Source organism: Rothia nasisuis, from assembly GCF_928381405.1.
Lineage (GTDB): Bacteria > Actinomycetota > Actinomycetes > Actinomycetales > Micrococcaceae > Rothia > Rothia nasisuis.
Genome location: NZ_CAKMSB010000004.1, coordinates 78,804 through 99,981, shown reverse-complemented (window position 1 = coordinate 99,981; position 21,178 = coordinate 78,804). Strand labels below are relative to the sequence as shown.

The window sequence follows — 21,178 nt, the reverse complement described above, 5'->3', positions numbered from 1 at the left end:
TTTCTGACTGAGATGGTACCTAGACCAGGGGACCTGCTCCAGGGGCTAGACCAGGTACTCCAGGTTGATTTCGGTTTCGGGGTCAAAGAAGGACGCCCGGGTAGGGATCAGTCTCAGCTCGTCACCGGGTGCCACGTCGTGCTTGCCCAGTAGACGAACAGCGATAGAGGGGGCGCGGAGCTCCAGCTTAGCCGGGGGCGTCACGTAGGCAAAAGCCTCAGCACCGAGCTGTTCCACGTGCGCCACCGTGCCACGAATCCCGTGCACCTGCTCACCCGCACCCACGTGCTCAACCTCCCAGTGTTCGGGGCGTACGCCCACAATCACGGAGCCACCGAGCACCGCCTGGAACTCAGCAGGAATAGGCAGGGTGCACAGCGGGCCTAGGGACGCGTGGGCCTGGGTGCTGGGCACCCCGTCGGTTTCCCGGCTCACGGGCACCGCATCAATCAGGGCCATAGCAGGTGAACCGATAAAACCGGCTACAAAGGTGTTGCCGGGGTGGCGGTAGAGGTGCATGGGCTCGTCCACCTGCTGCAGAATGCCGTCCTTGAGAACAGCCACGCGGTCGCCCATGGTCATGGCCTCGGTCTGGTCGTGGGTGACGTAGACGGTGGTGATGCCGAGTTCCCGCTGCAGTTGGGCGATTTGGGCGCGGGTTGAGACGCGCAGGCGGGCGTCCAGGTTAGAGAGGGGCTCGTCCATGAGAAAGACCTTGGGTTCCCGCACGATAGCCCGGCCCATCGAGACGCGCTGGCGCTGCCCGCCTGACATATTGGCGGGCTTGACGTCCAGCAGGTGTTCCAGCTCTAGAATCTGAGCGGCCCGGGTTACACGTTCTTCAATCTCAGCCTTGGGAAGCTTGGCGTTTTCTAGGGCAAAGGCCATGTTCTGCCGGGCGGTCATGTTGGGGTAGAGGGCGTAGGACTGAAAAACCATAGCCACATCGCGGTCACGGGCGGGCTTTTCGGTCACGTCTACCCCGTCAATCAGAATGGTGCCCTCGTTGACGGGTTCCAGCCCTGCCAGCATACGCAGGCAGGTAGATTTGCCTGACCCTGAGGGCCCCACCAGGGTGAGGAATTCCCCGTCGCGCACGGTGATGTTGACCCGGTTGACGGCACGCGGCCGCTTGGGGTCGTAGATACGGGAAATGTCTTGTAGCTGGACTTCAACCATGGTGGGACTTTCTGAGGGTACTGGGTGAGCTGGGGGCCTGTTCGGTGCGTTGGGCTAGAGGTTGGGCTTGATATCACGGTCGTAGGTGGCCTGCAGCTCCTCCTGGAGGGCGGTGAAGACGGTTTCTACGTCCTGGCCTGCCACGATCTTGTCGAGGGCCCCGCCGATAGCCTGGCCGCCGCCGTTGATAAAGACGCGGGCGTAGTCTTGTGACTTGGTGTTTTCGTTCAGCTGGCGGATGGCGGTGGCGGCGTTGGGGTTTTCGTCCATGTAGGCGGCCTGCTCAGGCACGTCGGCGGCGTCGGTACGTACGGGCATGTAGCCGGTGGCCTGGGTGAAGGTGATGGTGTTTTCGGTGTTAGTGATGAAGTCAATGAACTTGACCGCGATTTTCTTGCGTTCGTCTGAGATGCCGGCGGGAATGGCCAGGCCTGCGCCGCCGGTGGTGGTGCCGGGCTTGGGGCCGGGCAGGTAGGTGGTGATGAAGTCGCCGGTGGCTGATTCCTTGAGGCCGCCCAGGGAGCCGGTGGATTCGAGTAGGCCGCAGGCGTTGCCGATACCGAATTCGTTGGCGGAGTCCTTGACCACGGAAATCAGGCCGTCCTTGACCATGGTCTGCAAGAAGGTGCCTGCTTCGATGGTTTTGGGGTCGGTGAATTTGAGGTCCCACTCGGTGGAGTAGGCGCCGCCGAAGGTCCAGAAGGCGCCTTGGAAGTACCAGTCCAGGTAGTTGGATCCGTCGGCAACGGTCAGGGCGGGCTTGCCGGTGGCTTCTTTGAGTTTGGGTGCCCAGGTTTCGGCGAATTCCTGCCAGGTGGCGGGGCCGGTGCCATCGGTGGGCAGGCCGGCTTTTTCGAGGTCGGCGGTGTACCAGTACATGAGAGGGGTGGAGCGGGAGTAGGGCACACCGTAGTTTTTGCCGTCGTAGGTGTAGTCAGCCAGCAGGGTCTCGACGTAGGTGGAGGTGTCGATGCCCTCTGACTCCCAGAGGTCGTTGAGGGGAGTGGTGGCACCTGTGAAGGCAAAGTTGAACCAGGTGACGTCTGAGGCGACGATGACGTCGGGCAGCTCGCCGCCTGAGAGGGCGGCATTGAATTTCTGGCCGAGTTCCTCGTAGTTTTTGCCGCCGTCGATGAGTTCGGCGGGGGTGTCTGGGTTGGCGGCGTTCCAGGCGTCAATGAGCTGCTGCTCGATGTCGCGGGAGGAGCCGGGATGGTTGGACCAGAACTGGAGGGTGCCGTTGCCTTCTTGCTGGGCGGACGCGGTGCCGGAGCCGGTGCCCGCGCAGGCGGAGAGCGCTGCGGTGGCGGCGGCCAGACCTGCCAGGGAGAGTGCGGAGCGGCGGGTGATATTCATGGTGGTTTTCCTTTGGGTGTGAGGGTGGGGTAGGACGTTGGTGGTCGGGCAGTCGCGTGAGGTGGGGCCGGTGAGGCCCTGACAGGCTTAACCCTTGACGGCGCCTGCGGTGAGGCCCTTAATCATGGAGCGTTGCAGGAAGAGGAAGAGCACGATCATGGGGATGGTGGCCAGTAGGGTGCCTGCCATGACCGGGCCCCAGTTGGTCAGGCCCTCGTTGTCTTGGAGCATGGTCAGGCCGATTTGCAGGGGCGCTACCCGGCCGGTGTCTGAGATGAGGAAGGGCCAGAGGTACTGGTTCCATTCGGTGACGGCGGTAATCAGGATGAAGGCCATGAGGGTTGGCCAGCTCATGGGGAGCACCACCTTGAAAAGGGTGCGGAAGAAGCCGGTGCCGTCGAGCCGGGCTGCCTCAATGATTTCTGTGGGCAGGGAGAGAAAGTGATTGCGCATGAGGAAGGTACCGAAGGCAACCCCGGCCAGCGGGACGATGATGCCGGTGAAAGTATCGCGCCAGCCCAGCTGGGCTACCAGGGCATAGTTGGAGATAATGGTGATTTCGTTGGGGACCATCAGGGTGCCCAGCACCAGGTAGAAGAGAAGGTTTGAGCCCGGGAACCGGTAGAAGGCAAAGGCGTAGGCGCTCAGCACCCCTAGGGAGACTTCTACCAGGGTCAGGGTCACGGTGATGATGACCGAGTTGACGAAGTATTGCGAGAAGTCCAGGGTCTGCCACACGTAGGTGTAGTTTTCGGGGGCGAGGATCTGGGGAATCCAGGTGATGGGGTCAGAGTAAATCTCGGGGCGTAGCTTCAGGGAGGTGATGACCACGAAGTAGATGGGAACCGCGATGACTAGCCCGGCCAGAATCATTCCTGCGTACCCTAAGATCTTGCCCGTGGTCTTGGTGCCGGGCGCGGACGCCGCCCGGCGCGCCCGGGTGGCACTGGCGTCCTGCAGCTGCTGCTGCGCTAGGGCTGAACCGGGCTTGGCCGCGGGCAGGGAGCGGGCGTGAGCGGTATCAACGGTCATTGTTTTTCTCCTGCATACGAACCTGCACGACGGTAATCACGAGTACGGCCAGGAACATGATGGTGGCTACCGCGGCGCCGTAGCCCGCGCGGGAGTTAACGAAGGTTTCCTGGTAGACCTGGTAGACCAGGGTGGTGGTGGAGGTGCCCAGGGGGCCGCCTGCCGTCATGACGTTGATGATGTCAAAGACCTGCAGGGAGTTGAGTAGCACCGTGATGGAGAGAAAGAAGGTAGTGGGGCGCAACTGGGGCAGGGTGACACGCCAGAACTTGCGGGCGCGCGGGGTTCGGTCTATCTCGGCGGCTTCGTCTAGGTCTTTACGCAGCCCTTGTAGGGCGGCTAGGTAGATGACGAAGGTGTAGCCCAGGTTCTTCCAGATGTAGGTCGCGGTGACCATGAACATGGCCCAGCCGGGGCTGGTGTAGAAGGCAGGGGAGGCCAGGCCAATCTTGCCGAGCAGGTCTTGAATCAGACCGTAGCCGGGGTCGAAGACGAACTGAAAGGCTACACCGATAGCTGCACCCGAGATGACGTAGGGGGCGAAAACCAGGGAGCGTACTGCCTTGCGGCCCTTGAGGGGCTTATCGAGCAAGAGGGCTAGAGCCAGACCCAGCACCATGGACCCGAAAACCGCGAAGACTGTGAAGATGAGGGTCTGCCACACAATCTGCCAGCTCTCGGGCTTGGTGGCCCACTCTATGTAGTTATCGAGGCCTATGAAGGTGGCTGGCCGGGTGGAGGCAATGTTCCAGTTGTAGAAGGAGAGCCGGATATTGTCAATCAGCGGCCGGTAGGTGAAAACCAGGAGCAGAATCAGGTTGGGTAGCACTAGTGCGGTGCCGATGAGCACGGTTTTGGCGCTGGTGCGCACGCGGCGGGTGCGCGGCTGGCGGCTCAGGTCTGTGTTCTCAAGACCTGGAATCGATGGTGCAGTCACAAGCGATAACTTTGCCCGGTTCAGGTGAACGGGTGTTGACGTTTCGGTGGCCGGACGTCGGCGGGTGGGTTTACTTTGCCCGGCCAGTAGGTGACGGGCGGGTTACGGGGCGTCCAGCCCGGGCCCTTGCCGTTTCCGTCCTTGCTTTTGTCTGCTTGCCTGAGCACGTGCGTCCGCCCCCGCTCTCGGAAAAGACCATTTAAATCAGAAAAACCCACCTAGTTCGTGGGTTTTTCTGATTTAAATGGTACCTACCCCTGAGTGAAGGGGTGAGGGGTGCCCCTACATCTTCACCCCGCGCAGGGTGCGGGCCACCATGACTGCCGAGACCAGCATCAGGGCAATGCCGATAGTCGAGGTGTAGACCACGCCCGAGTCGAAGGCGTGCTGGGCCGACTCGAGCAGGGCTGCACCCTCCTCCCCACCGGTGCGAGCTGCAACCTCGGTTGCCGCGCCGAGCGTCTCAGCTGCCGCAGCCGCGTCCTGCCCGCTTATTCCAGCGGGAATGACCAGGTGGGCCACGTAGGCCGCGTTCAGGATCGATCCCAGAACCGCAGTACCCATGACTGAACCGGTCTCGTAGGCGGTCTCCGAGATAGCGGACGCCGCCCCCGCCTTATGCGGGGGAACAGCAGCCAGGATGATGTCGTTGGTCAGGGTCTCAGCAAAGCCGATACCCACGCCCAGCAGGGCAAAGGCCACCAGAACACCGGTATCAGAGCCTGAATCGGCGGTGAAGAAGACCAGGGCGAAGGCGGCTGCGTTCATGAGCAGAGCACCTGAAATTACAATCCAGGGCTTGACCGCCTTGACGATATAGACGACAACCAGACCCGCGATGACGGTCAGCACCAGGCCCGGCAGCAACAGGAGGGCGGCGCTGAAGGGGGAGTGGCCGCTGACCAGCTGCAGGTGCTGGGAGGCGAAATAGAGGAAGCCGACCAGCGAGAAGATGGCCATAAGGTTGGTCAGTACCGCGCCGGTGAACTGTTTGTTGGTGAAGAGGCGGACGTCCAGCATGGGGTTGGCGCGTGCCAGCTGGCGGCGGGTGAAAATGAAGCCGGCGGAGGCTGCGATAACCAGCAGGAGCACTGTGAGCAGGTCAAAGCCCTCGTGGGCAAAGTGTTTGATGGCGTAGACGAAGGGGGTCATGGTCGCCATGATGAGCAGGATGCTGAGCGGGTCTATAGCGCCCGGGGCCGGGTCCTTGGAATTTGGAATCAGCCAGGGTCCTAATACCAGTAGGGGCAGTAGCACGGGGACGGCCATGAGAAAGACCGAGCCCCAGTAGAAGTGCTCCAGTAGGAAGCCGCCGAGGATGGGGCCAAGTGCGGCACCGGCTGAGAATCCGGAGGCCCAGATGGCGATGGCGGTGCGGCGTTCGGTGGCGTCGGCGAACATGTTGCGGATAATCGAGAGCGTTGCGGGCATGAGCATGGCTCCGAAGATACCCATACCGGCGCGGGCAACAATCAGCCAGGCGGCGGTGGGGGCGAAGGCTGCTGCCGCTGAGATAACGGTAAAGCCAAGACCGCCCAGTAGTAGCATGGTGCGGCGGCCATAGCGGTCACCCAGGCTGCCTGCGGGAATCAGTAGGCCTGAGAGGATTAGCGGGTAGACGTCATTGATCCAGAGTAGCTGGGTGCCGCTGGGGGAGAGCTGGGCCGAGATCTCGGGCAGGGCAAAGGCCAGTACGGTGTTATCGACCGAGACCAGGAGTACGGGCAGCATGAGGACGGCCAGGGCCGCCCAGCGGCGGGGGTAGGGGGCTGTGGTCTGTTCGGTGACGGCTCTCATCTGGCCGGTAGCGGGTTGCATGTCTGCTCTTTCGTGCGGTTGGGCTACCTGGGGTTGGTGCGGTACCGGGCGGGACGCCGGTGGTGCGCCTGGCTGCTCATCGGTAGCAGGGTGCTCGTCGGGAGCGCACCTATTACTGTACCGTATGGACGGTTTTGTTTTCAAGTAGGGAGGCGGTAGGGTGGGGCATATGAGTGCTCGCGAAAAAATCCTCGACGCCTACGAAGCCCTACTCATTGAAGAGGGGGAGCGGGCAGCGTCCTTGAATGCCATTACTTCCCGTGCCGGGGTGTCGAAGGGCGGGCTGCTCTACCACTTCCCAGATAAAACCGCCCTGGTCGATGGGCTACTGGAGCGGGCCTGGGCGCTCGCCGAGCAGGACTTTAAGGCCATGGCAGATGACCCGGATGGGGCCTGCGCCTACTACGTGCGCACCTCGGTCTACCAGGACACCCCCTTTGACCGGGTTTTTGTGGCCGCTTCACGTCTGCGTCAGGACGCCGCTGAGAAGGTTGCCGGGGTCTATGACAGGATTCAGGGGCGCTGGTTTGAGATGATTCGGGCCGAGGTGCCTTCCGATGCGGTGGCCCGAGCTATCTTGCTGATGGGGGACGGGCTCTACTACAACGCGGCGGTGGCCAGTAGCGAATCCCGCCCCAACCTTGCTCTCAGTGGCGATATGGACGCCCTGTTGGAGGTCGTGGAGCAGCTGAAGGAGCGTTAGCCTCGCGGTGTAAGTCTACAACTGCGGCACCCACCGCCACGTGTGCAGGTGCCGCCGCCACATGTGGCGGTGGGTGCCACAGTTATCTATGGGTCGCTAGCTAGCAAGTACCGCTACCGCCTCATAGGGACGTAGGGTGAGGGTATCTGAGCTGGCGGCGTCCGCGTCAGGGGCATCCCCCAGGCCAGGCTTATCCTTGTAATTACACAGAAGCACCGACCCTGCCGCAAACTCCGCAGGGAGCTGCACGGGGGCGTCCTGGCCATAGAAGTTGCAGAGCACCAGCAGGCGCTGGCCCTCATGATCGCGCACAAACCCGTAGACACTCTCATGCTCGCGGGCAAAGGGCTCATAGGACCCTTCAGCAATCAGCGGCATCGTATGGCGCAGGCTCACCAGCTCCCGGTAGAAGGGCAAGATTCTGCCCTCAGCCTCTTCACGCTCCACGTTAATCTGCCCCTGAGAAGTGGGCATCAGCCAGGGCTTTACCCGCGAGAAACCGGCAAACTCAGAAGCGTCCCACTGTATGGGGGTGCGGGAGTTATCGCGGGACTTCTTGGTGACAATACGGAAGGCCTCGGCCTCGCTCACGCCCCGCTCCCGCAGAATATCAAAGGCATTGTGGGATTCAACGTCCACGTAGTCGTCCATCGACGAGTAGACCGGGTCAACCATGCCGATTTCTTCGCCCTGGTAGATGTAGGGGGTGCCGCGGGTCAGGTGCACGGCGGCGGCCAGCATGGTGGCGGACTCGGCCCGGTAGCGCTCCACATCGCCAAAGCGGTTGATGGCGCGGGGCTGGTCGTGGTTATTCCAGAAGGACGCCTGCCAGCCGCCCCCTGCCTGAATACCCACCGCCCAGTCGGTGAGTAGACCCTTGAGCTTCATAAAATCAAAGGGGGTATCTGACCACTTCTCGGTGCCGTCATAGTCCACCTTGAGGTGGTGGAAGGAAAAAACCATGTCCAGCTCTTCGTTAGCCGGGTTGGTGTAGCGCACGCTGTTTTCGATGGTGGTCGATGACATCTCACCCACGGTCACGGTGCCCTCCGTATCACCAAAGGTGGCCCGGTGCAGCTCCTGCACCCAGAGGTGAACGCGGTCGGTGTCGGTGTAGATGAGCTTGTCATTCTCGCCTGGGGCAGCGTCCCGCAGTTCTTCGGCCTTACCGATGACGTTCAAAACGTCGAAGCGGAAGCCGCGCACCCCGCGGTTCTTCCAGAAGTTCACCACCTTAAAGAGCTCTGCGCGCACGGCGGGGTTGTGCCAGTTCAGATCTGCCTGGGTCACGTCGTAGAGGTGCATGTAGTAAAGATCGGTATCGCCAAACTGTGACCAGGCCGGCCCTCCGAACTTGGACTCCCAGTTGGTGGGTAGGGAGCCGTCAGCCTGGGCGGGGCGCAGGTAGAAGAAATCCTGGTAGAACCGGTCGCCGGCCAGGGCTTTTTGGAACCACTCGTGCTCGGTGGAAACGTGGTTGAACACCATATCGAACATGACCCCAATACCGTGTTGCCCCAGGGTCGTGATGAGCTCGTCAACGTCGTCCAAACTGCCCATAGCGGGGTCAACCCTGTAATAGTCGGCGATGTCATAGCCGTTATCGTTCTGGGGGGAGACGAAAAAGGGGTTGAACCAAACCATGTCGACACCCAGAGAAGCGATGTAGGGTACCTTCTCGATTATGCCGCGTAGGTCGCCTATACCGTTACCACTCGAATCGTAGAAGGACTTGGGGTAGACCTGGTAGATAACCTTGCTGTAAAAGCTCACGGGTGCTCCAAAGGGTAGGACGCCGGTGCGCAGGGGTGCCGGTCGCCGTGGAGGGGCGCTACTCACTCGAAAGATGAGCGCACCCCAGTAGAGGGGGGTACGCTCCATACCTTACCTGTCTAACAGGTCTTTCGGTCTGTGTTGCAACCAATCTGGAACTTTATTCAGAAACCGGAATTTCCTGGCGGCGATGGGCGAAGTCCAGGTAGCGGAACTTATCAGCGCGGTGGCGGGAAATGGTGTACTGGAAGGCGGTGCCGTCCTCGAGAACGGTAATTGACGTGGTCACCGCAACATACTCACCGGCGTGCAGGTTCAGGTACTTGGCGTCGTTGGGGGTTGCCTGCTCAACAGTAATCTGCTTGGCTGACGATACAATATTCAGACCCAGCTCGCCCTCAAAGTAGTCGTAGAGGGAGTCTTCAGCGACCTCGCGCGGAATCTGCTCAACCACACTCTTGATGATGTAGTCATGGTCGATAATCGCTGGTGCGCCGTCCATGTGGCGCACACGCATGATATGGGTGACGGGAACCTGCTCCACCGTGCCGTCGGTCAGCGCCTGAAAAGGTACGTGGGGCAGCACGGCGTCTTTGAGGTCAATCAGTTCGGTCTGGGCGTCACGGCTGGCGGACTCGGCAAACTCCTTATAACTGACCAGTGATGAAACGGGAATGGAGTAGCGCTTGTGGTCAATCACCAATGACCCCTTGCCCATGATGCGCTGAATGTAACCGCGGTCGGTCAGTATTGCCAGGGCTTTTCGGGCGGTTTCGCGGGAGACGCTATATTTTTCTGTCAGCTTTTTTTCACTGGGCAGAAGGTCGCCGACGCTGTACTTACCCTCGTCGATGTCACGTGCAAGGTCGTGGTAGATACGTTCAAACTTTCCCATATGGTTCCCCTCCTGTAGGCCGGTGTAGATGCACCGTGTGTGAGATGGAGTGAGTTTCACACTGTGATTGTGTTTCCCTATAGTCTAGGGGGCACCCCCGGGCTTTGCGAGTATGGACCACTGGGTTCTCATTTTGTGGGGTTGTTAAGCCGCAAAATGAGAACCCAGTAATCCATACGGGGGAGGAGTAGAGGATATTACCCCACATGACGGCACAGAAAATAAAGCTTCCATTGGCTTGAGCTCTTAACATACAGTGAGGTCACCATCGGGAAGCATCGGGCTCCCCGTTCCCCCGTTCGTGAAAGGAACGCCCAGACCGTGAACACCACCTGGAACCCCAGCCAGTACCTGCGCTATGCCTCAGAACGCACCCGCCCCTTCGCCGATCTGCTGGCCCACGTACCCCAAGGCGCACCCGCTGTGATTGTGGATCTCGGGTGTGGCCCCGGCAAGAGCACCGCCCTGCTCCGCGACCGCTGGCCCCAGGCCCGCATCGTCGGGATCGACGGTAGCGCAGACATGATTGAAGCTGCCCGCACGGCCAACACTGACCCCCAGGTTGAATACCGCCAGCAGACCATCGAAGACTGGCTCGACGGCATTGAAGCAGGGGGTGAGCGCCCCGATTTAATCGTCTCGAACGCGGTTTTTCACTGGATTGATAACCACCTTGAACTCATGCCCCGCATTGCCGAGGCCCTGGCCCCCGGCGGTAGCTTCGCCTTCCAGGTGGCGGGTAACTTCCTGGCCCCCACCCATGCCTTGCTCTGGGAGATTGCAGCTGAGCCGGAGTTCGCCCCCTACATCACGACCAAGCTGATTGACTCAGTTACCCCGGCCGGGGCCTACATTGAGGCCCTGGCCGGTGAGGGGTGGTACGTGGACGCCTGGGAGACCACCTACCAGCACGTACTTCAGGGTGAGGACCCGGTCTATGAGTGGCTGGCGGGAGCGGGGGCGCGGCCGGTGCTGACTTCTCTGCCCGATGGCGTCCGCGAGCAGTTTATTGAGCGCTACCGTGTTGCCCTGCGTCAGGCCTACCCGGCTACGCCCGTCGGCACGATTTTGCCCTTCCGTCGCATCTTTGCTGTGGCGACGCGAGTGGAGGCGCAGGGGCTGGCGGCCTAGCGGCTCTGTATTCACCATCCGAGAATTCCCCACCCCTCCCTGGGGCGGGCACCTCGCACAGGCGTAGACTAGGTACCCACACCTATCTTTTCTATGACCCACAGGGGAGTGACCATGCCCGAACTGCGCTCGCGCACATCAACCCACGGCAGAAACATGGCAGGTGCCCGCGCCCTTTGGCGCGCCACCGGCATGGGCGACGACGACTTCGGCAAGCCCATCATCGCTATCGCCAACTCCTTCACCCAGTTCGTGCCCGGCCACGTGCACCTGAAAAACATGGGTGAACTGGTTGCCGGAGCCATTCGCGAAGCTGGCGGCGTAGCCAAGGAATTTAACACCATCGCCGTGGACGACGGCATCGCCATGGGCCACGACGGTATGCTCTACTCCCTGCCCTCCCGCGACCTGATCGCCGACTCGGTCGAGTACATGGTCAATGCCCACCGAGCCGACGCCCTGGTCTGTATCTCTAACTGCGACAAGATCACCCCCGGCATGCTCCTGGCCGCCATGCGCCTGAACATCCCCGTCATCTTTGTCTCCGGCGGGCCCATGGAATCCGGTGAAGGCATCGAGGGTGTGGTGGAGCACCGCCTAGACCTGGTGGATGCCATGGTCATGGCCGTGGACGACAGCGTCAGCGACGACGCCCTAGCCCAGGTCGAAAAGAATGCCTGCCCCACCTGTGGCTCCTGCGCCGGTATGTTCACCGCAAACTCCATGAACTGCCTGAATGAGGCCATCGGCCTGGCCCTACCCGGTAACGGCACCACCCTGGCCACCCAGGTTGCCCGCAAGCAGCTCTTCCTCGAAGCTGGCACCACGATTGTTGAGCTGGCCAAGCGCTACTACGAGCAGGACGACGAGTCCGTCCTGCCCCGCTCCATCGCTACCAAGGCAGCCTTCGAGAACGCTATGGCCCTGGACGTTGCCATGGGCGGCTCCACTAACACCGTCCTGCACATCCTGGCTATTGCCCACGAGGCAGGCGTCGACTTCACCCTGCGCGACATCGACGCCATCTCCCGCAAGGTGCCCTGCCTGGCTAAGGTAGCCCCCAACTCCACCCAGTACCACATTGAGCATGTGCACCGCGCCGGCGGTATTCCCGCCCTGCTCGGCGAGCTGGATCGCGCCGGTCTGCTGAACCGCGACGTCCACTCTGTGCACGCCGACTCTCTGGAGCAGTGGCTCTCTGACTGGGACATTCGCTCCGGTGCCGCCACCGACACCGCCAAGGAGCTCTTCCTGGCGGCTCCCGGCGGCGTGCGCACCACCCAGGCCTTCTCCACCGCCAACAAGTACGAGTCCCACGAAACCGATGCCGAAACCGGCTGCATTCGTGCTGTCGAGCACGCCTACACCAAGGACGGCGGCCTGGCGGTTCTCTACGGTAACATCGCCGAGGACGGCGCCATCATCAAGAGCGCCGGTATCGACGAAGAGCTCTTCCATTTCGTTGGTAAGGCTTTTGTGGTGGAATCCCAGGACGAGGCCGTCTTCGAGATTCTGTCGAAGAACGTGAAGGAAGGCGACATTGTCGTCATTCAGTATGAGGGCCCCAAGGGCGGTCCTGGCATGCAGGAGATGCTCTACCCCACCTCCTACCTCAAGGGCCTGGGGCTGGGTAAGAAGTGCGCCCTGATTACCGACGGCCGCTTCTCGGGCGGCACCTCCGGTATCTCCATCGGCCACATCTCTCCCGAGGCAGCTGCCGGTGGCGCTGTGGGTCTGATCGAGCACGGTGACGAGATTGAGATCGATGTTCACAACCGCATCCTGCGCGTGAATGTACCCGACGAGGTTCTGGCTGAGCGCCGCGCCGCCAAGGGCCCTGCCCCCTGGAAGCCCACCAAGCCCCGTGAACGCCAGGTCTCTAGCGCCCTACGCGCCTACGCCTCTATGGTGACCAGCGCCGATAAGGGCGCCGTACGCATCGTCCCCGAGTAAATTACGGCCTTTTCTCAAATCACAAGGACGCCCGCCCCGGCTCGCGTAAGCCGGGGCGGGCGTCCTTGTGGTTAAGCGTTTGCTTCTCCTAAAGCTGCGTTAACTCTGCGAATTTCGCTCACTGCCATCCAGAAGGTCACGGCCCAAACTAGGGCATATATCAGCAGCGCCTGAAGCAAAAACACCGCAAAAGCAGAGAGAGTTAACGGAAACCAGTGCAGATAAGCGCCAGCGAGTAGGGCACTGGTAAGCACGATGAGGGCATGCACCAGGGATGTGAAGGGCAACGGCCAGCTTTCCCTTTTATAGAGGCCCGCCGCACAATACTGAATGGCGCCAAGTCCGGAATAGATAAGGCGTTGTATAAGCACGGCGATATTTTGGTTATCGAACTGGTCGAGGTAACTAGTAGCTCCCGGACTGTACGAGTTGCCGGCGAAAGCTGACAGTAAAAGCTCCATCGTGCAACCAATTACAAGCCCGATAAGAGCACCGATAGCGATTTTGCGAATCATTATTCTTCTCCTGTGGGTTAAAGGCCGAGGGCCTGTTTGACTCTGGCTAGCGAACGCCTAGAAACGAAACACCGGGTACCGTCTTTTAGCACTACGCCGATAGTGGTAGAGAGCGAAACGTCGAAGCGCTCTACCCAGTGAATATTGATGAGTTCGCCCTGATTGATTCGGATAAAACTGGTGTGCAACCTGGTTTCAAGCTCTTTCATGCGAAGCTTGATCTGCAATATGCCGTGAGTCGTATGGGCATAGACATTTTTATCTGAGGTATAGAACCGGAGAGTTTGCTTTAGATCCAAGGGCACGGCATTACCCTTCGTGTAGGCAAGAAGGGGAACTAGGGATTTGCTCGCTAGATAGTTCTGTAATTCTTCTATTTCAGCGGTGAGCTGCGGAGCTGTGACATCTACACGGGTCTCTTGAAATTTTCGATCAAGAGTGAGCGTGAATTTCATGGGTTCCCTTTCCAGCAGGAAGGTGAGTAGGGCTGACACTTTCAGTAGAACAGATGCTCAGGAGCCCCAACAAGACTTTCGCGACGTGCGGTAGTACCCGGCTGATAAGCGGTATGAGGTAAGGGGTGGACGCTCCGTGAAGACGGTGGGCGTTCACCGAGAGAGTGAGGAGGTGCCCGATGCCCCTCACCTGTTGGCAAAAGGGCGTGGAGTTGGTATAGCTTTAAAGAGTAAGTAAAACAACTGCGACACCCCTTAAGGAGATGAATAATGTGGAAATTACTCCGGCACAAATCAAGAGAACAGAGTTAACGTGGGAACCGCCAGACTACACTAGCTCCTACCCGGCCGGTTTTACCGGCCAGGGCGTGGCCGTCATTGTAGTAGTCATGGATCAGGTGCACGCCGCCGGTAACTGCCACGTGGGGCTGACCTCTTTCGCCTTTATTTCGCGTGAGAACGGGGACCGCGAGGTCATCGACAGCGAACCCATTGCTGAGTCGCTGACCCACAGCCTCATGGATTCCTGCGATGTCGTGCACACTGACATGCTCGGCCGCGCCATTCTCGCGGCCATGGACGTCATTCCCGACGCCTACAAAACCAACCTAATTACCGTCGCCGCCGATAAGCACTACCTGAAGCTACTCTTCCGCAAGTTTGTGGCCTTTCGTGATTTCATGGAGTACAGGTCAATTGATAAGGTGATGAACCCCTACGAGTCACACTCGCTGGGCGAGATTCACGTGAAGCTCATCGGCTCACCCGCCGGGGAGCTCATGCCCCACTTCTTTGACGAAGCGTCACGGCTGGCGCACCACGAGTATGAGAGGAATACCGCCCAGCTGCCCGTCGAGAAGCTGGTGCAGTACAGCGTGTTCACCGACTGTTCTTTCAGGGCGACGAACAATAGGCGCTACCTGAAAGGCGGGCGTATGGGCATTGGCGGGGTGAGCGAAGACGGCTTCTTCTTCCATTCTCATTACGACGCCACCAACATTATGACCGGTGAACTCTCGGCCATGCTGGCTGCCTTTAACATCTTCTACCACGGCGGGCGGCAACTGATTATTCATACCGACTCGCTGGGCGCTCTCACCTTTGTGTTGCGCCTGGCGCACAACCGATGGGTGTATAACACCTGGTCGTCTGAGGGGGTGCAGAACCCGCAGGTGCTCCGGGAGATGGAGCGGCTAACCGAGGCGATTCGCGAGCGGCGCGTGTTGGTCAAGCATATTCCGGGCCATACCGGGCACGGGTTGCAGGAGTCGTCAGATTCGGTGTCGAAGATGCACCGCCACTTTCCGGGGCAGATTGTGGATAAGGGGCATGTCTCTGAGTTCAACCAGCGGTGCGAGGCCATTATCACCGCTCTTTCTGGGTGTGAGAAAGCCCTGCGGCTGCCCTGCGCTGACTGGATTCAGATTCGACCCTCGGTGGTGCATGCCCGCAATCGCCTGTGGAAGTAGCGGGCCCCCTACCCTAGGTACCGTTTAAACCAGAAATACCCACCTAGTTAGTGGGTATTTCTGATTTAGATGGTACCTACTGCCGTGGGTGTCCTGTTAGGCTACGTCGTGCTTCTCCTGGCGGGCTCGGCGCACCAGCCAGACAAGGACGCCCACTAAGGCCAGCGCAACAATCGCGTAGACCACCTTGGAGTACTGGTTAATGACGTTTTCCACCACATGCCAGTTCTCGCCCAGCACCCAGCCGCAGTAAATGAGCAGGGCGTTCCAGACCGATGAACCCAGCAGGGTGTAGAGGCCGAAGGAGAGTGGGTTCATGCGGTCAACACCCGCAGGAATCGAAATCAGCGAACGAATACCGGGAATCACTCGGCCGATCAGAATAGAGACCTTACCGTACTTATCGAACCAGGCCAGGGCGGCGTCAACGTCCTCAACCCTGACCAGCCACATCCAGGCCGCAATCTTACGCAGGCGGTGAGCACCGATAGCAGCACCCAGGTAGTAGAGGAAGTAGGCGCCGGTCAGTGAACCGGCGGTCGCCCACAGAAAGGCCGCTACTACGTTGATAGAGCCCTGCGATGCGGTGAAACCGGCCAGAGGTAGAATCACCTCAGAAGGAATGGGCGGGAAGATATTTTCAAGAAAGACCGCCAGGCCCACGCCGGGCGAGCCAATAGTCTCCATCACAGAGATAACCCAGTCGATAATATTCTGTAGCACGAGTGCCCTTTCTCATACGATGCGGGCGCCTGCCCGGTGACAAAACTTCCTCTATTCTCCCTTAGTTACCCAGATTTGACTATGAGTTGCTTGTGTGGGAGCAGGGGGTTTTGGTCACGTTTACCCCCTGACGGTCTGACGTGTTTGGGGGGGGCACCGGGCGCAGCGTCGGGTGCAGCACCGGGGCGCGGTACAGAGGGTCGGTACAGGGGGTCGGGCGCAACCGGGCAGGCGGCGACCGTCCCTACCGTTAAAACCGCGTAACCTGTTCACACCGTGAAATAAGTTACCGCCGCCGCGGGGGCATGGGCGACTATGGAGGGTAGAGAAGTCTCACCCTACCTGAGGAGCTTTCATGGCCGAACACACTTTTGGCTTCCGCACCCGCGCCCTGCACGCGGGCGGCACCCCCGACGCCGAGCACGGTGCTCGTGCGGTTCCGATCTACCAGTCCACCTCCTTTGTTTTTAAGGACGCGGACGACGCCGCCAACCTTTTTGCCCTGCAGAAGTACGGCAACATTTACTCCCGCCTGGGTAACCCCACCGTGGCGGCGCTAGAGGAGCGTATTGCCTCGCTGGAAGGCGGTATCGGTGCGGTGGCGACCGCCTCGGGTATGGCCGCTGAGTTCATTACCTTCGCGGCACTCTGCCAGGCAGGGGATCATATTGTTGCTTCATCCAACCTCTACGGTGGCACCATCACCCAGCTGGATGTTTCCCTGCGCCGTTTCGGCATTGACACGACCTTTGTGGACGGCACCGACCCGGCCGACTTTGCCGCCGCGATTCGCCCTGAAACCAAGGCCCTCTACACTGAAATCGTCGCCAACCCCTCGGGTCAGGTCGCTGATCTGGAGGGCCTGGCCCGTGTTGCCCACGAGAACGATATTCCCCTGGTTGTGGACGCCACCCTCTCTACCCCCTACCTGATTCGCCCCATCGAACACGGCGCTGACATCGTGATTCACTCGGTCACTAAGTTCCTGGGCGGGCACGGCACCACCCTGGGCGGTGTGGTCGTCGAGTCGGGCCGCTTCAACTGGGGCAACGGCAAGTTCCCCACCATGACCGAGCCGATTCCCTCCTACAACAACATCTCCTGGTGGGGTAACTTCGGCGAGTACGGCTTCCTCACCAAGTTGCGATCGGAGCAGCTGCGCGACTTTGGCCCCTCCCTCTCAGCCCAGGCAGCCTTCAACCTGCTGCAGGGCGTGGAGACCCTGCCCCAGCGTATGGACGCCCACCTGGCTAACGCCAAGGAGGTCGTCGCCTGGCTGAACGAGGACGCCCGTATCTCTTACGTTAACTACGCCGGCCTGCCCGAGCACCCCCACTATGAGCGGGCTCAGAAGCTGCTGCCGCTGGGTGTTGGGTCGGTATTCTCTTTCGGCGTTGCCGGAACTGAGAAGGCGGGCGGGCGAGACGTGGGTGCCGAGTTCATCAAGAACCTGCAGCTGGCCTCCCACCTGGCTAACATTGGTGATGCCCGCACCCTGATTCTGCACCCTGCCTCAACCACTCATCAGCAGCTGACCGCTGAGCAGCTGGCTGCCGGTGGCGTGGGTGAAGATTTGATCCGTATTTCGGTGGGTCTGGAAGATGCCGTCGATATCATCTGGGATTTGGACCAGGCCCTGACTATCGCCTCTGGCCGCAACCACGCCGGTGAGGTCGTTGGCGTTGCCAGCGCTGATGAGCTGGTGGCCCGCCGCGAGGCTGCCGAGGCTGAGGCGGCTGCCCAGAAGGCAGCTCTGGAGGCGGATGCTACCGCCCACGCCGCCGAACGCGCCGCGCGGGAGGGGGCTGGGACGTCCGCACCGGCGTCCGCGCCTTCTCCCGATGTTGTTGCCTGCGAGATCCCTGCACCCAAGAAGGAGGCCTAAGCCGTGACTGAGATTCGTACCTGGGAAGGCCCCAGCGCACCGGAGCGACTGAAGATTCTGCACGAGACTAAGTCCATTGCGATTGTGGGTATGTCTGACAAGATTTCGCGCTCTTCCTATTTTGTGGCGACCTATTTGCAGTCGTCGAGCCCCTACACCCTGTATTTTGTGAACCCGATTTTGGCGGCTAAGGGTAAGGAGGTACTGGGGCAGAAGGTGTATGCGTCGCTGGCTGATTTGCCGGAGGCTCCTGACCTGGTGGAGATTTTCCGCCGCAACGAGGATTTGCCCGGTGTGGTGCAGGAGGCCATTGAGGTGGGCGCGAAGACCGTGTGGATGCAGTTGGGCTCCTGGAATGAGGAGGCTGCGCGGCTGGGTGAGGACGCCGGGCTGAACGTGGTGATGGACCGGTGCGTGAAGATTGAGCACGCCCGCTTCCACGGCGGCCTGCACCTGGCTGGGTTTGTGACCGGCGTGATTTCGTCCAAGCGGCAGGTCCTGGCCTAGCCCCTGGCGCAGGTACCATCTACATCAGAAATGACCACGAACTAGGTGGTCATTTCTGGTTTAGATGGGTATTTCTTGAAAGCATTGAGCTCATTTTTCCACTGCGTCTGGTACAGATAAGGGTATCGCTAAGGTGTTCCTCCGCTTTTGCGGAGAATGGTTAAGTCGAGTTCATAGGTGGTGGTTACCAACAGAACTACCCCCGCCTGAGCGGGGAAGAGGTTACTACACTGGCGAAGTTGCCAGTGGTGACGGAAATACCCCCGCCTGAGCGGGGAAGAGACCCACTCACGCCGGGTCAGCCTGTAGGTTTGGGAAATACCCCCGCCTGAGCGGGGAAGAGCGACGGCGAGAATGACCCCGCTTCAACCCTAGGGAAATACCCCCGCCTGAGCGGGGAAGAGGGCCGGGAAGAGCCCCGGTTATGGACTAGGCCGGAAATACCCCCGCCTGAGCGGGGAAGAGTCACTAGATTCCTTGCGCGAATCCCGTATCGAGGAAATACCCCCGCCTGAGCGGGGAAGAGCCGCATCCGAAACAGCTGACACCGGCTCAACTGGAAATACCCCCGCCTGAGCGGGGAAGAGACCCTTTTGATTCAACGATCACTACAAAGGAAGGAAATACCCCCGCCTGAGCGGGGAAGAGAGTTTGCTGGTATCGAACAGTTTTAGTAGCCGAAATACCCCCGCCTGAGCGGGGAAGAGCTAGTGATTTGCGGTCAATCAGCTTACGCATAGGAAATACCCCCGCCTGAGCGGGGAAGAGCAGGACGAGGGAGCAGGCTACGAGCGGTCTAGGGAAATACCCCCGCCTGAGCGGGGAAGAGGAGACCACGGCTTGGCCGAAGATTGCGCATCAGGAAATACCCCCGCCTGAGCGGGGAAGAGGCTACCTACACCCCCGTTATAGCCGAGTGCCTGGAAATACCCCCGCCTGAGCGGGGAAGAGACGAACGGCGAGATAGCGAGTGAGGTCACTTTGGAAATACCCCCGCCTGAGCGGGGAAGAGGGTCGTGGGATAGGGATAAATCACCTGTTGATGGAAATACCCCCGCCTGAGCGGGGAAGAGGGTAACCTGTCTCTCCATAACAGGGCTTACTGGGAAATACCCCCGCCTGAGCGGGGAAGAGATGTAGTGAGCCGGAATGGTCTCGAATTTCAGGGAAATACCCCCGCCTGAGCGGGGAAGAGCCTGGCATAACCATGTCACTAACGCTATCGATGGAAATACCCCCGCCTGAGCGGGGAAGAGCCACTGGCAGAGGATCTCAGTGCGGAACTTGTGGAAATACCCCCGCCTGAGCGGGGAAGAGTAGATTCAGAAGCGCCACCCTTAGCCATCATGGGAAATACCCCCGCCTGAGCGGGGAAGAGGACGTGGGTCTTGGTTTTTATTCACACTGCTAGGAAATACCCCCGCCTGAGCGGGGAAGAGCATCGGCAGACCGCAAATCCTCATATGTGGCAGGAAATACCCCCGCCTGAGCGGGGAAGAGCGTCTTCGGTTTCTCCGGGGTCTGATGATGAGGGAAATACCCCCGCCTGAGCGGGGAAGAGGGGAAGAAGCCGCAACGATCACTCTCACCTCAGGAAATACCCCCGCCTGAGCGGGGAAGAGTTGAATTGGTCGGCGAGGGCGGAGAAAAAAGCGGAAATACCCCCGCCTGAGCGGGGAAGAGGGCGCGGCGCAGGCGGCGGGTTATGAGACACTGGAAATACCCCCGCCTGAGCGGGGAAGAGGTCTGGCCGGGTGTGAATTCGGCCTTGATGCCGGAAATACCCCCGCCTGAGCGGGGAAGAGGAAGCTGCTACTTCACAAGGGCAGTAAACCTAGGAAATACCCCCGCCTGAGCGGGGAAGAGCCCTCTCATGGGATGGGGAGTTGGGTCGCCTAGGAAATACCCCCGCCTGAGCGGGGAAGAGGCTGCAGTAGGCCGGTCATATCTGCCTCAGATGGAAATACCCCCGCCTGAGCGGGGAAGAGGGAATCGGAGGCGCAGGAGGCGGTTGATTCGTGGAAATACCCCCGCCTGAGCGGGGAAGAGTCATGGATAGGGCCAGCAACCAGCGGGTGCTCGGAAATACCCCCGCCTGAGCGGGGAAGAGATGAGTAACTGTTCGGGGTCATAGTCCGTGCCGGAAATACCCCCGCCTGAGCGGGGAAGAGATGAGTAACTGTTCGGGGTCATAGTCCGTGCCGGAAATACCCCCGCCTGAGCGGGGAAGAGAGCGAAAGCTTTACGCTGGTGGCCCATTCCTCAGAAATACCCCCGCCTGAGCGGGGAAGAGATCTCTCGATGCGCCCAGTGCACTTCAACAACGGAAATACCCCCGCCTGAGCGGGGAAGAGGCCACCCCTGGAACCACTGGGATGAAGAATACGGAAATACCCCCGCCTGAGCGGGGAAGAGCCACGCGTATGGAAAAACCAAAACGGCTGGTGGGAAATACCCCCGCCTGAGCGGGGAAGAGCCTACGGCGCGAAGACCGGTGGCGAGATTGACGGAAATACCCCCGCCTGAGCGGGGAAGAGGCATGCTTACCGCTAAGGCCTTCACTGAAGCCGGAAATACCCCCGCCTGAGCGGGGAAGAGTCCATCTTCTGCTCAGCCTCGGCCATGCGCATGGAAATACCCCCGCCTGAGCGGGGAAGAGATGCGTTCGCGATGCACCCGATGTTACTGCAAGGAAATACCCCCGCCTGAGCGGGGAAGAGCTAGCCCGCCAAGCCACAACCTTCACCCACCAGGAAATACCCCCGCCTGAGCGGGGAAGAGGCGTCTTTGCGCTCGGTGAGGTCTGGGGTGATGGAAATACCCCCGCCTGAGCGGGGAAGAGTGTGT

The 21,178-nt window shown here is 60.4% G+C and carries 16 protein-coding genes and 1 CRISPR repeat array (1 of these 17 running past the window's edge); of the genes, 6 read left to right on the top strand and 10 right to left on the bottom strand.

The genetic code is table 11. The features are described 5' to 3' along the window. Window positions 1–45: 45 nt before the first annotated feature. From L6966_RS04915 to L6966_RS04895, 5 genes are all read right to left on the bottom strand, one after another. Complete coding sequence (locus L6966_RS04915) at window positions 46–1,179, bottom strand: ABC transporter ATP-binding protein (RefSeq protein ID WP_237232989.1); 1,134 nt, start codon at window positions 1,177–1,179, stop codon at window positions 46–48. Window positions 1,180–1,233: 54 nt separating this feature from the next. Next, window positions 1,234–2,535, bottom strand: coding sequence for an ABC transporter substrate-binding protein (locus L6966_RS04910; protein WP_237232988.1), 1,302 nt, complete (start codon window positions 2,533–2,535; stop codon window positions 1,234–1,236). Window positions 2,536–2,622: 87 nt separating this feature from the next. Further along, entirely contained in the window at window positions 2,623–3,567 is a 945-nt protein-coding gene (locus L6966_RS04905) for a carbohydrate ABC transporter permease (RefSeq protein WP_237232987.1), read from the bottom strand. Next, window positions 3,557–4,504 carry a carbohydrate ABC transporter permease gene (locus tag L6966_RS04900; protein ID WP_237224203.1) on the bottom strand — a complete coding sequence of 316 codons (948 nt, stop codon included), beginning with the start codon at window positions 4,502–4,504 and terminating at the stop codon, window positions 3,557–3,559. Before L6966_RS04900 ends, L6966_RS04905 begins: the two co-directional genes overlap by 11 nt. Before the next feature lie 282 nt (window positions 4,505–4,786). Further along, window positions 4,787–6,322, bottom strand: a complete 1,536-nt coding sequence (locus L6966_RS04895; protein WP_237224204.1) for an MFS transporter — start codon at window positions 6,320–6,322, stop codon at window positions 4,787–4,789. A 169-nt stretch (window positions 6,323–6,491) separates the two neighbouring features. On the opposite strand from L6966_RS04895, the gene L6966_RS04890 reads away from it, so the two are divergent. After that, entirely contained in the window at window positions 6,492–7,025 is a 534-nt protein-coding gene (locus L6966_RS04890; RefSeq protein ID WP_237224205.1) for a TetR/AcrR family transcriptional regulator, read from the top strand. A gap of 96 nt (window positions 7,026–7,121) precedes the next feature. Here the strand turns inward: L6966_RS04890 and L6966_RS04885 are convergent, their stop codons facing one another. Together L6966_RS04885 and treR are read right to left on the bottom strand one after the other, a co-directional pair. After that, a complete protein-coding gene (locus L6966_RS04885) occupies window positions 7,122–8,906 on the bottom strand; it encodes an alpha,alpha-phosphotrehalase (RefSeq protein ID WP_237232986.1) in 1,785 nt (594 codons plus the stop codon). A 52-nt stretch (window positions 8,907–8,958) separates the two neighbouring features. Beyond that, window positions 8,959–9,693, bottom strand: coding sequence for a trehalose operon repressor (treR, locus tag L6966_RS04880; RefSeq protein WP_083092603.1), 735 nt, complete (start codon window positions 9,691–9,693; stop codon window positions 8,959–8,961). 321 nt (window positions 9,694–10,014) lie between these two features. Between treR and L6966_RS04875 the strand changes: the two genes are divergently transcribed. Together L6966_RS04875 and ilvD are read left to right on the top strand one after the other, a co-directional pair. Next, on the top strand, window positions 10,015–10,824 hold the full coding sequence (locus tag L6966_RS04875) for a methyltransferase domain-containing protein (protein ID WP_237232985.1): 810 nt from the start codon (window positions 10,015–10,017) through the stop codon (window positions 10,822–10,824). Between the two features lie 114 nt (window positions 10,825–10,938). Next, window positions 10,939–12,777, top strand: coding sequence for a dihydroxy-acid dehydratase (ilvD, locus tag L6966_RS04870; protein ID WP_237232984.1), 1,839 nt, complete (start codon window positions 10,939–10,941; stop codon window positions 12,775–12,777). A gap of 71 nt (window positions 12,778–12,848) precedes the next feature. On the opposite strand, the gene L6966_RS04865 is transcribed toward ilvD, so the two are convergent. Together L6966_RS04865 and L6966_RS04860 are read right to left on the bottom strand one after the other, a co-directional pair. Continuing rightward, window positions 12,849–13,292 carry a DUF3021 domain-containing protein gene (locus tag L6966_RS04865; protein ID WP_237232983.1) on the bottom strand — a complete coding sequence of 148 codons (444 nt, stop codon included), beginning with the start codon at window positions 13,290–13,292 and terminating at the stop codon, window positions 12,849–12,851. 17 nt (window positions 13,293–13,309) lie between these two features. After that, entirely contained in the window at window positions 13,310–13,747 is a 438-nt protein-coding gene (locus tag L6966_RS04860) for a LytTR family DNA-binding domain-containing protein (RefSeq protein ID WP_237232982.1), read from the bottom strand. Between the two features lie 272 nt (window positions 13,748–14,019). On the opposite strand from L6966_RS04860, the gene L6966_RS04855 reads away from it, so the two are divergent. After that, entirely contained in the window at window positions 14,020–15,216 is a 1,197-nt protein-coding gene (locus L6966_RS04855) for an RNase H family protein (RefSeq protein ID WP_237232981.1), read from the top strand. 96 nt (window positions 15,217–15,312) lie between these two features. On the opposite strand, the gene L6966_RS04850 is transcribed toward L6966_RS04855, so the two are convergent. Continuing rightward, window positions 15,313–15,939 carry a DedA family protein gene (locus tag L6966_RS04850; protein WP_237224211.1) on the bottom strand — a complete coding sequence of 209 codons (627 nt, stop codon included), beginning with the start codon at window positions 15,937–15,939 and terminating at the stop codon, window positions 15,313–15,315. Window positions 15,940–16,294: 355 nt separating this feature from the next. Between L6966_RS04850 and L6966_RS04845 the strand changes: the two genes are divergently transcribed. Together L6966_RS04845 and L6966_RS04840 are read left to right on the top strand one after the other, a co-directional pair. Then, on the top strand, window positions 16,295–17,824 hold the full coding sequence (locus L6966_RS04845; RefSeq protein WP_237232980.1) for an O-acetylhomoserine aminocarboxypropyltransferase/cysteine synthase family protein: 1,530 nt from the start codon (window positions 16,295–16,297) through the stop codon (window positions 17,822–17,824). 3 nt (window positions 17,825–17,827) lie between these two features. Further along, window positions 17,828–18,331 carry a CoA-binding protein gene (locus L6966_RS04840; RefSeq protein ID WP_135012911.1) on the top strand — a complete coding sequence of 168 codons (504 nt, stop codon included), beginning with the start codon at window positions 17,828–17,830 and terminating at the stop codon, window positions 18,329–18,331. A 192-nt stretch (window positions 18,332–18,523) separates the two neighbouring features. Continuing rightward, a CRISPR array of direct repeats spans window positions 18,524–21,178; the repeat unit is 29 nt; unit sequence GGAAATACCCCCGCCTGAGCGGGGAAGAG; it runs 1,032 nt beyond the window's last position.

Excerpts from the sequence above, each read along its gene's own strand:
- L6966_RS04915 (WP_237232989.1), bottom strand. The coding sequence starts at position 1,179 with ATGGTTGAAGTCCAGCTACAAGACATTTCCCGTATCTACGACCCCAAG.
- L6966_RS04910 (WP_237232988.1), bottom strand. The coding sequence starts at position 2,535 with ATGAATATCACCCGCCGCTCCGCACTCTCCCTGGCAGGTCTGGCCGCC.
- L6966_RS04905 (WP_237232987.1), bottom strand. The coding sequence starts at position 3,567 with ATGACCGTTGATACCGCTCACGCCCGCTCCCTGCCCGCGGCCAAGCCC.
- L6966_RS04895 (WP_237224204.1), bottom strand. The coding sequence starts at position 6,322 with ATGCAACCCGCTACCGGCCAGATGAGAGCCGTCACCGAACAGACCACA.
- L6966_RS04890 (WP_237224205.1), top strand. The coding sequence starts at position 6,492 with ATGAGTGCTCGCGAAAAAATCCTCGACGCCTACGAAGCCCTACTCATT.
- L6966_RS04885 (WP_237232986.1), bottom strand. The coding sequence starts at position 8,906 with ATGGAGCGTACCCCCCTCTACTGGGGTGCGCTCATCTTTCGAGTGAGT.
- treR (WP_083092603.1), bottom strand. The coding sequence starts at position 9,693 with ATGGGAAAGTTTGAACGTATCTACCACGACCTTGCACGTGACATCGAC.
- ilvD (WP_237232984.1), top strand. The coding sequence starts at position 10,939 with ATGCCCGAACTGCGCTCGCGCACATCAACCCACGGCAGAAACATGGCA.
- L6966_RS04865 (WP_237232983.1), bottom strand. The coding sequence starts at position 13,292 with ATGATTCGCAAAATCGCTATCGGTGCTCTTATCGGGCTTGTAATTGGT.
- L6966_RS04860 (WP_237232982.1), bottom strand. The coding sequence starts at position 13,747 with ATGAAATTCACGCTCACTCTTGATCGAAAATTTCAAGAGACCCGTGTA.
- L6966_RS04845 (WP_237232980.1), top strand. The coding sequence starts at position 16,295 with ATGGCCGAACACACTTTTGGCTTCCGCACCCGCGCCCTGCACGCGGGC.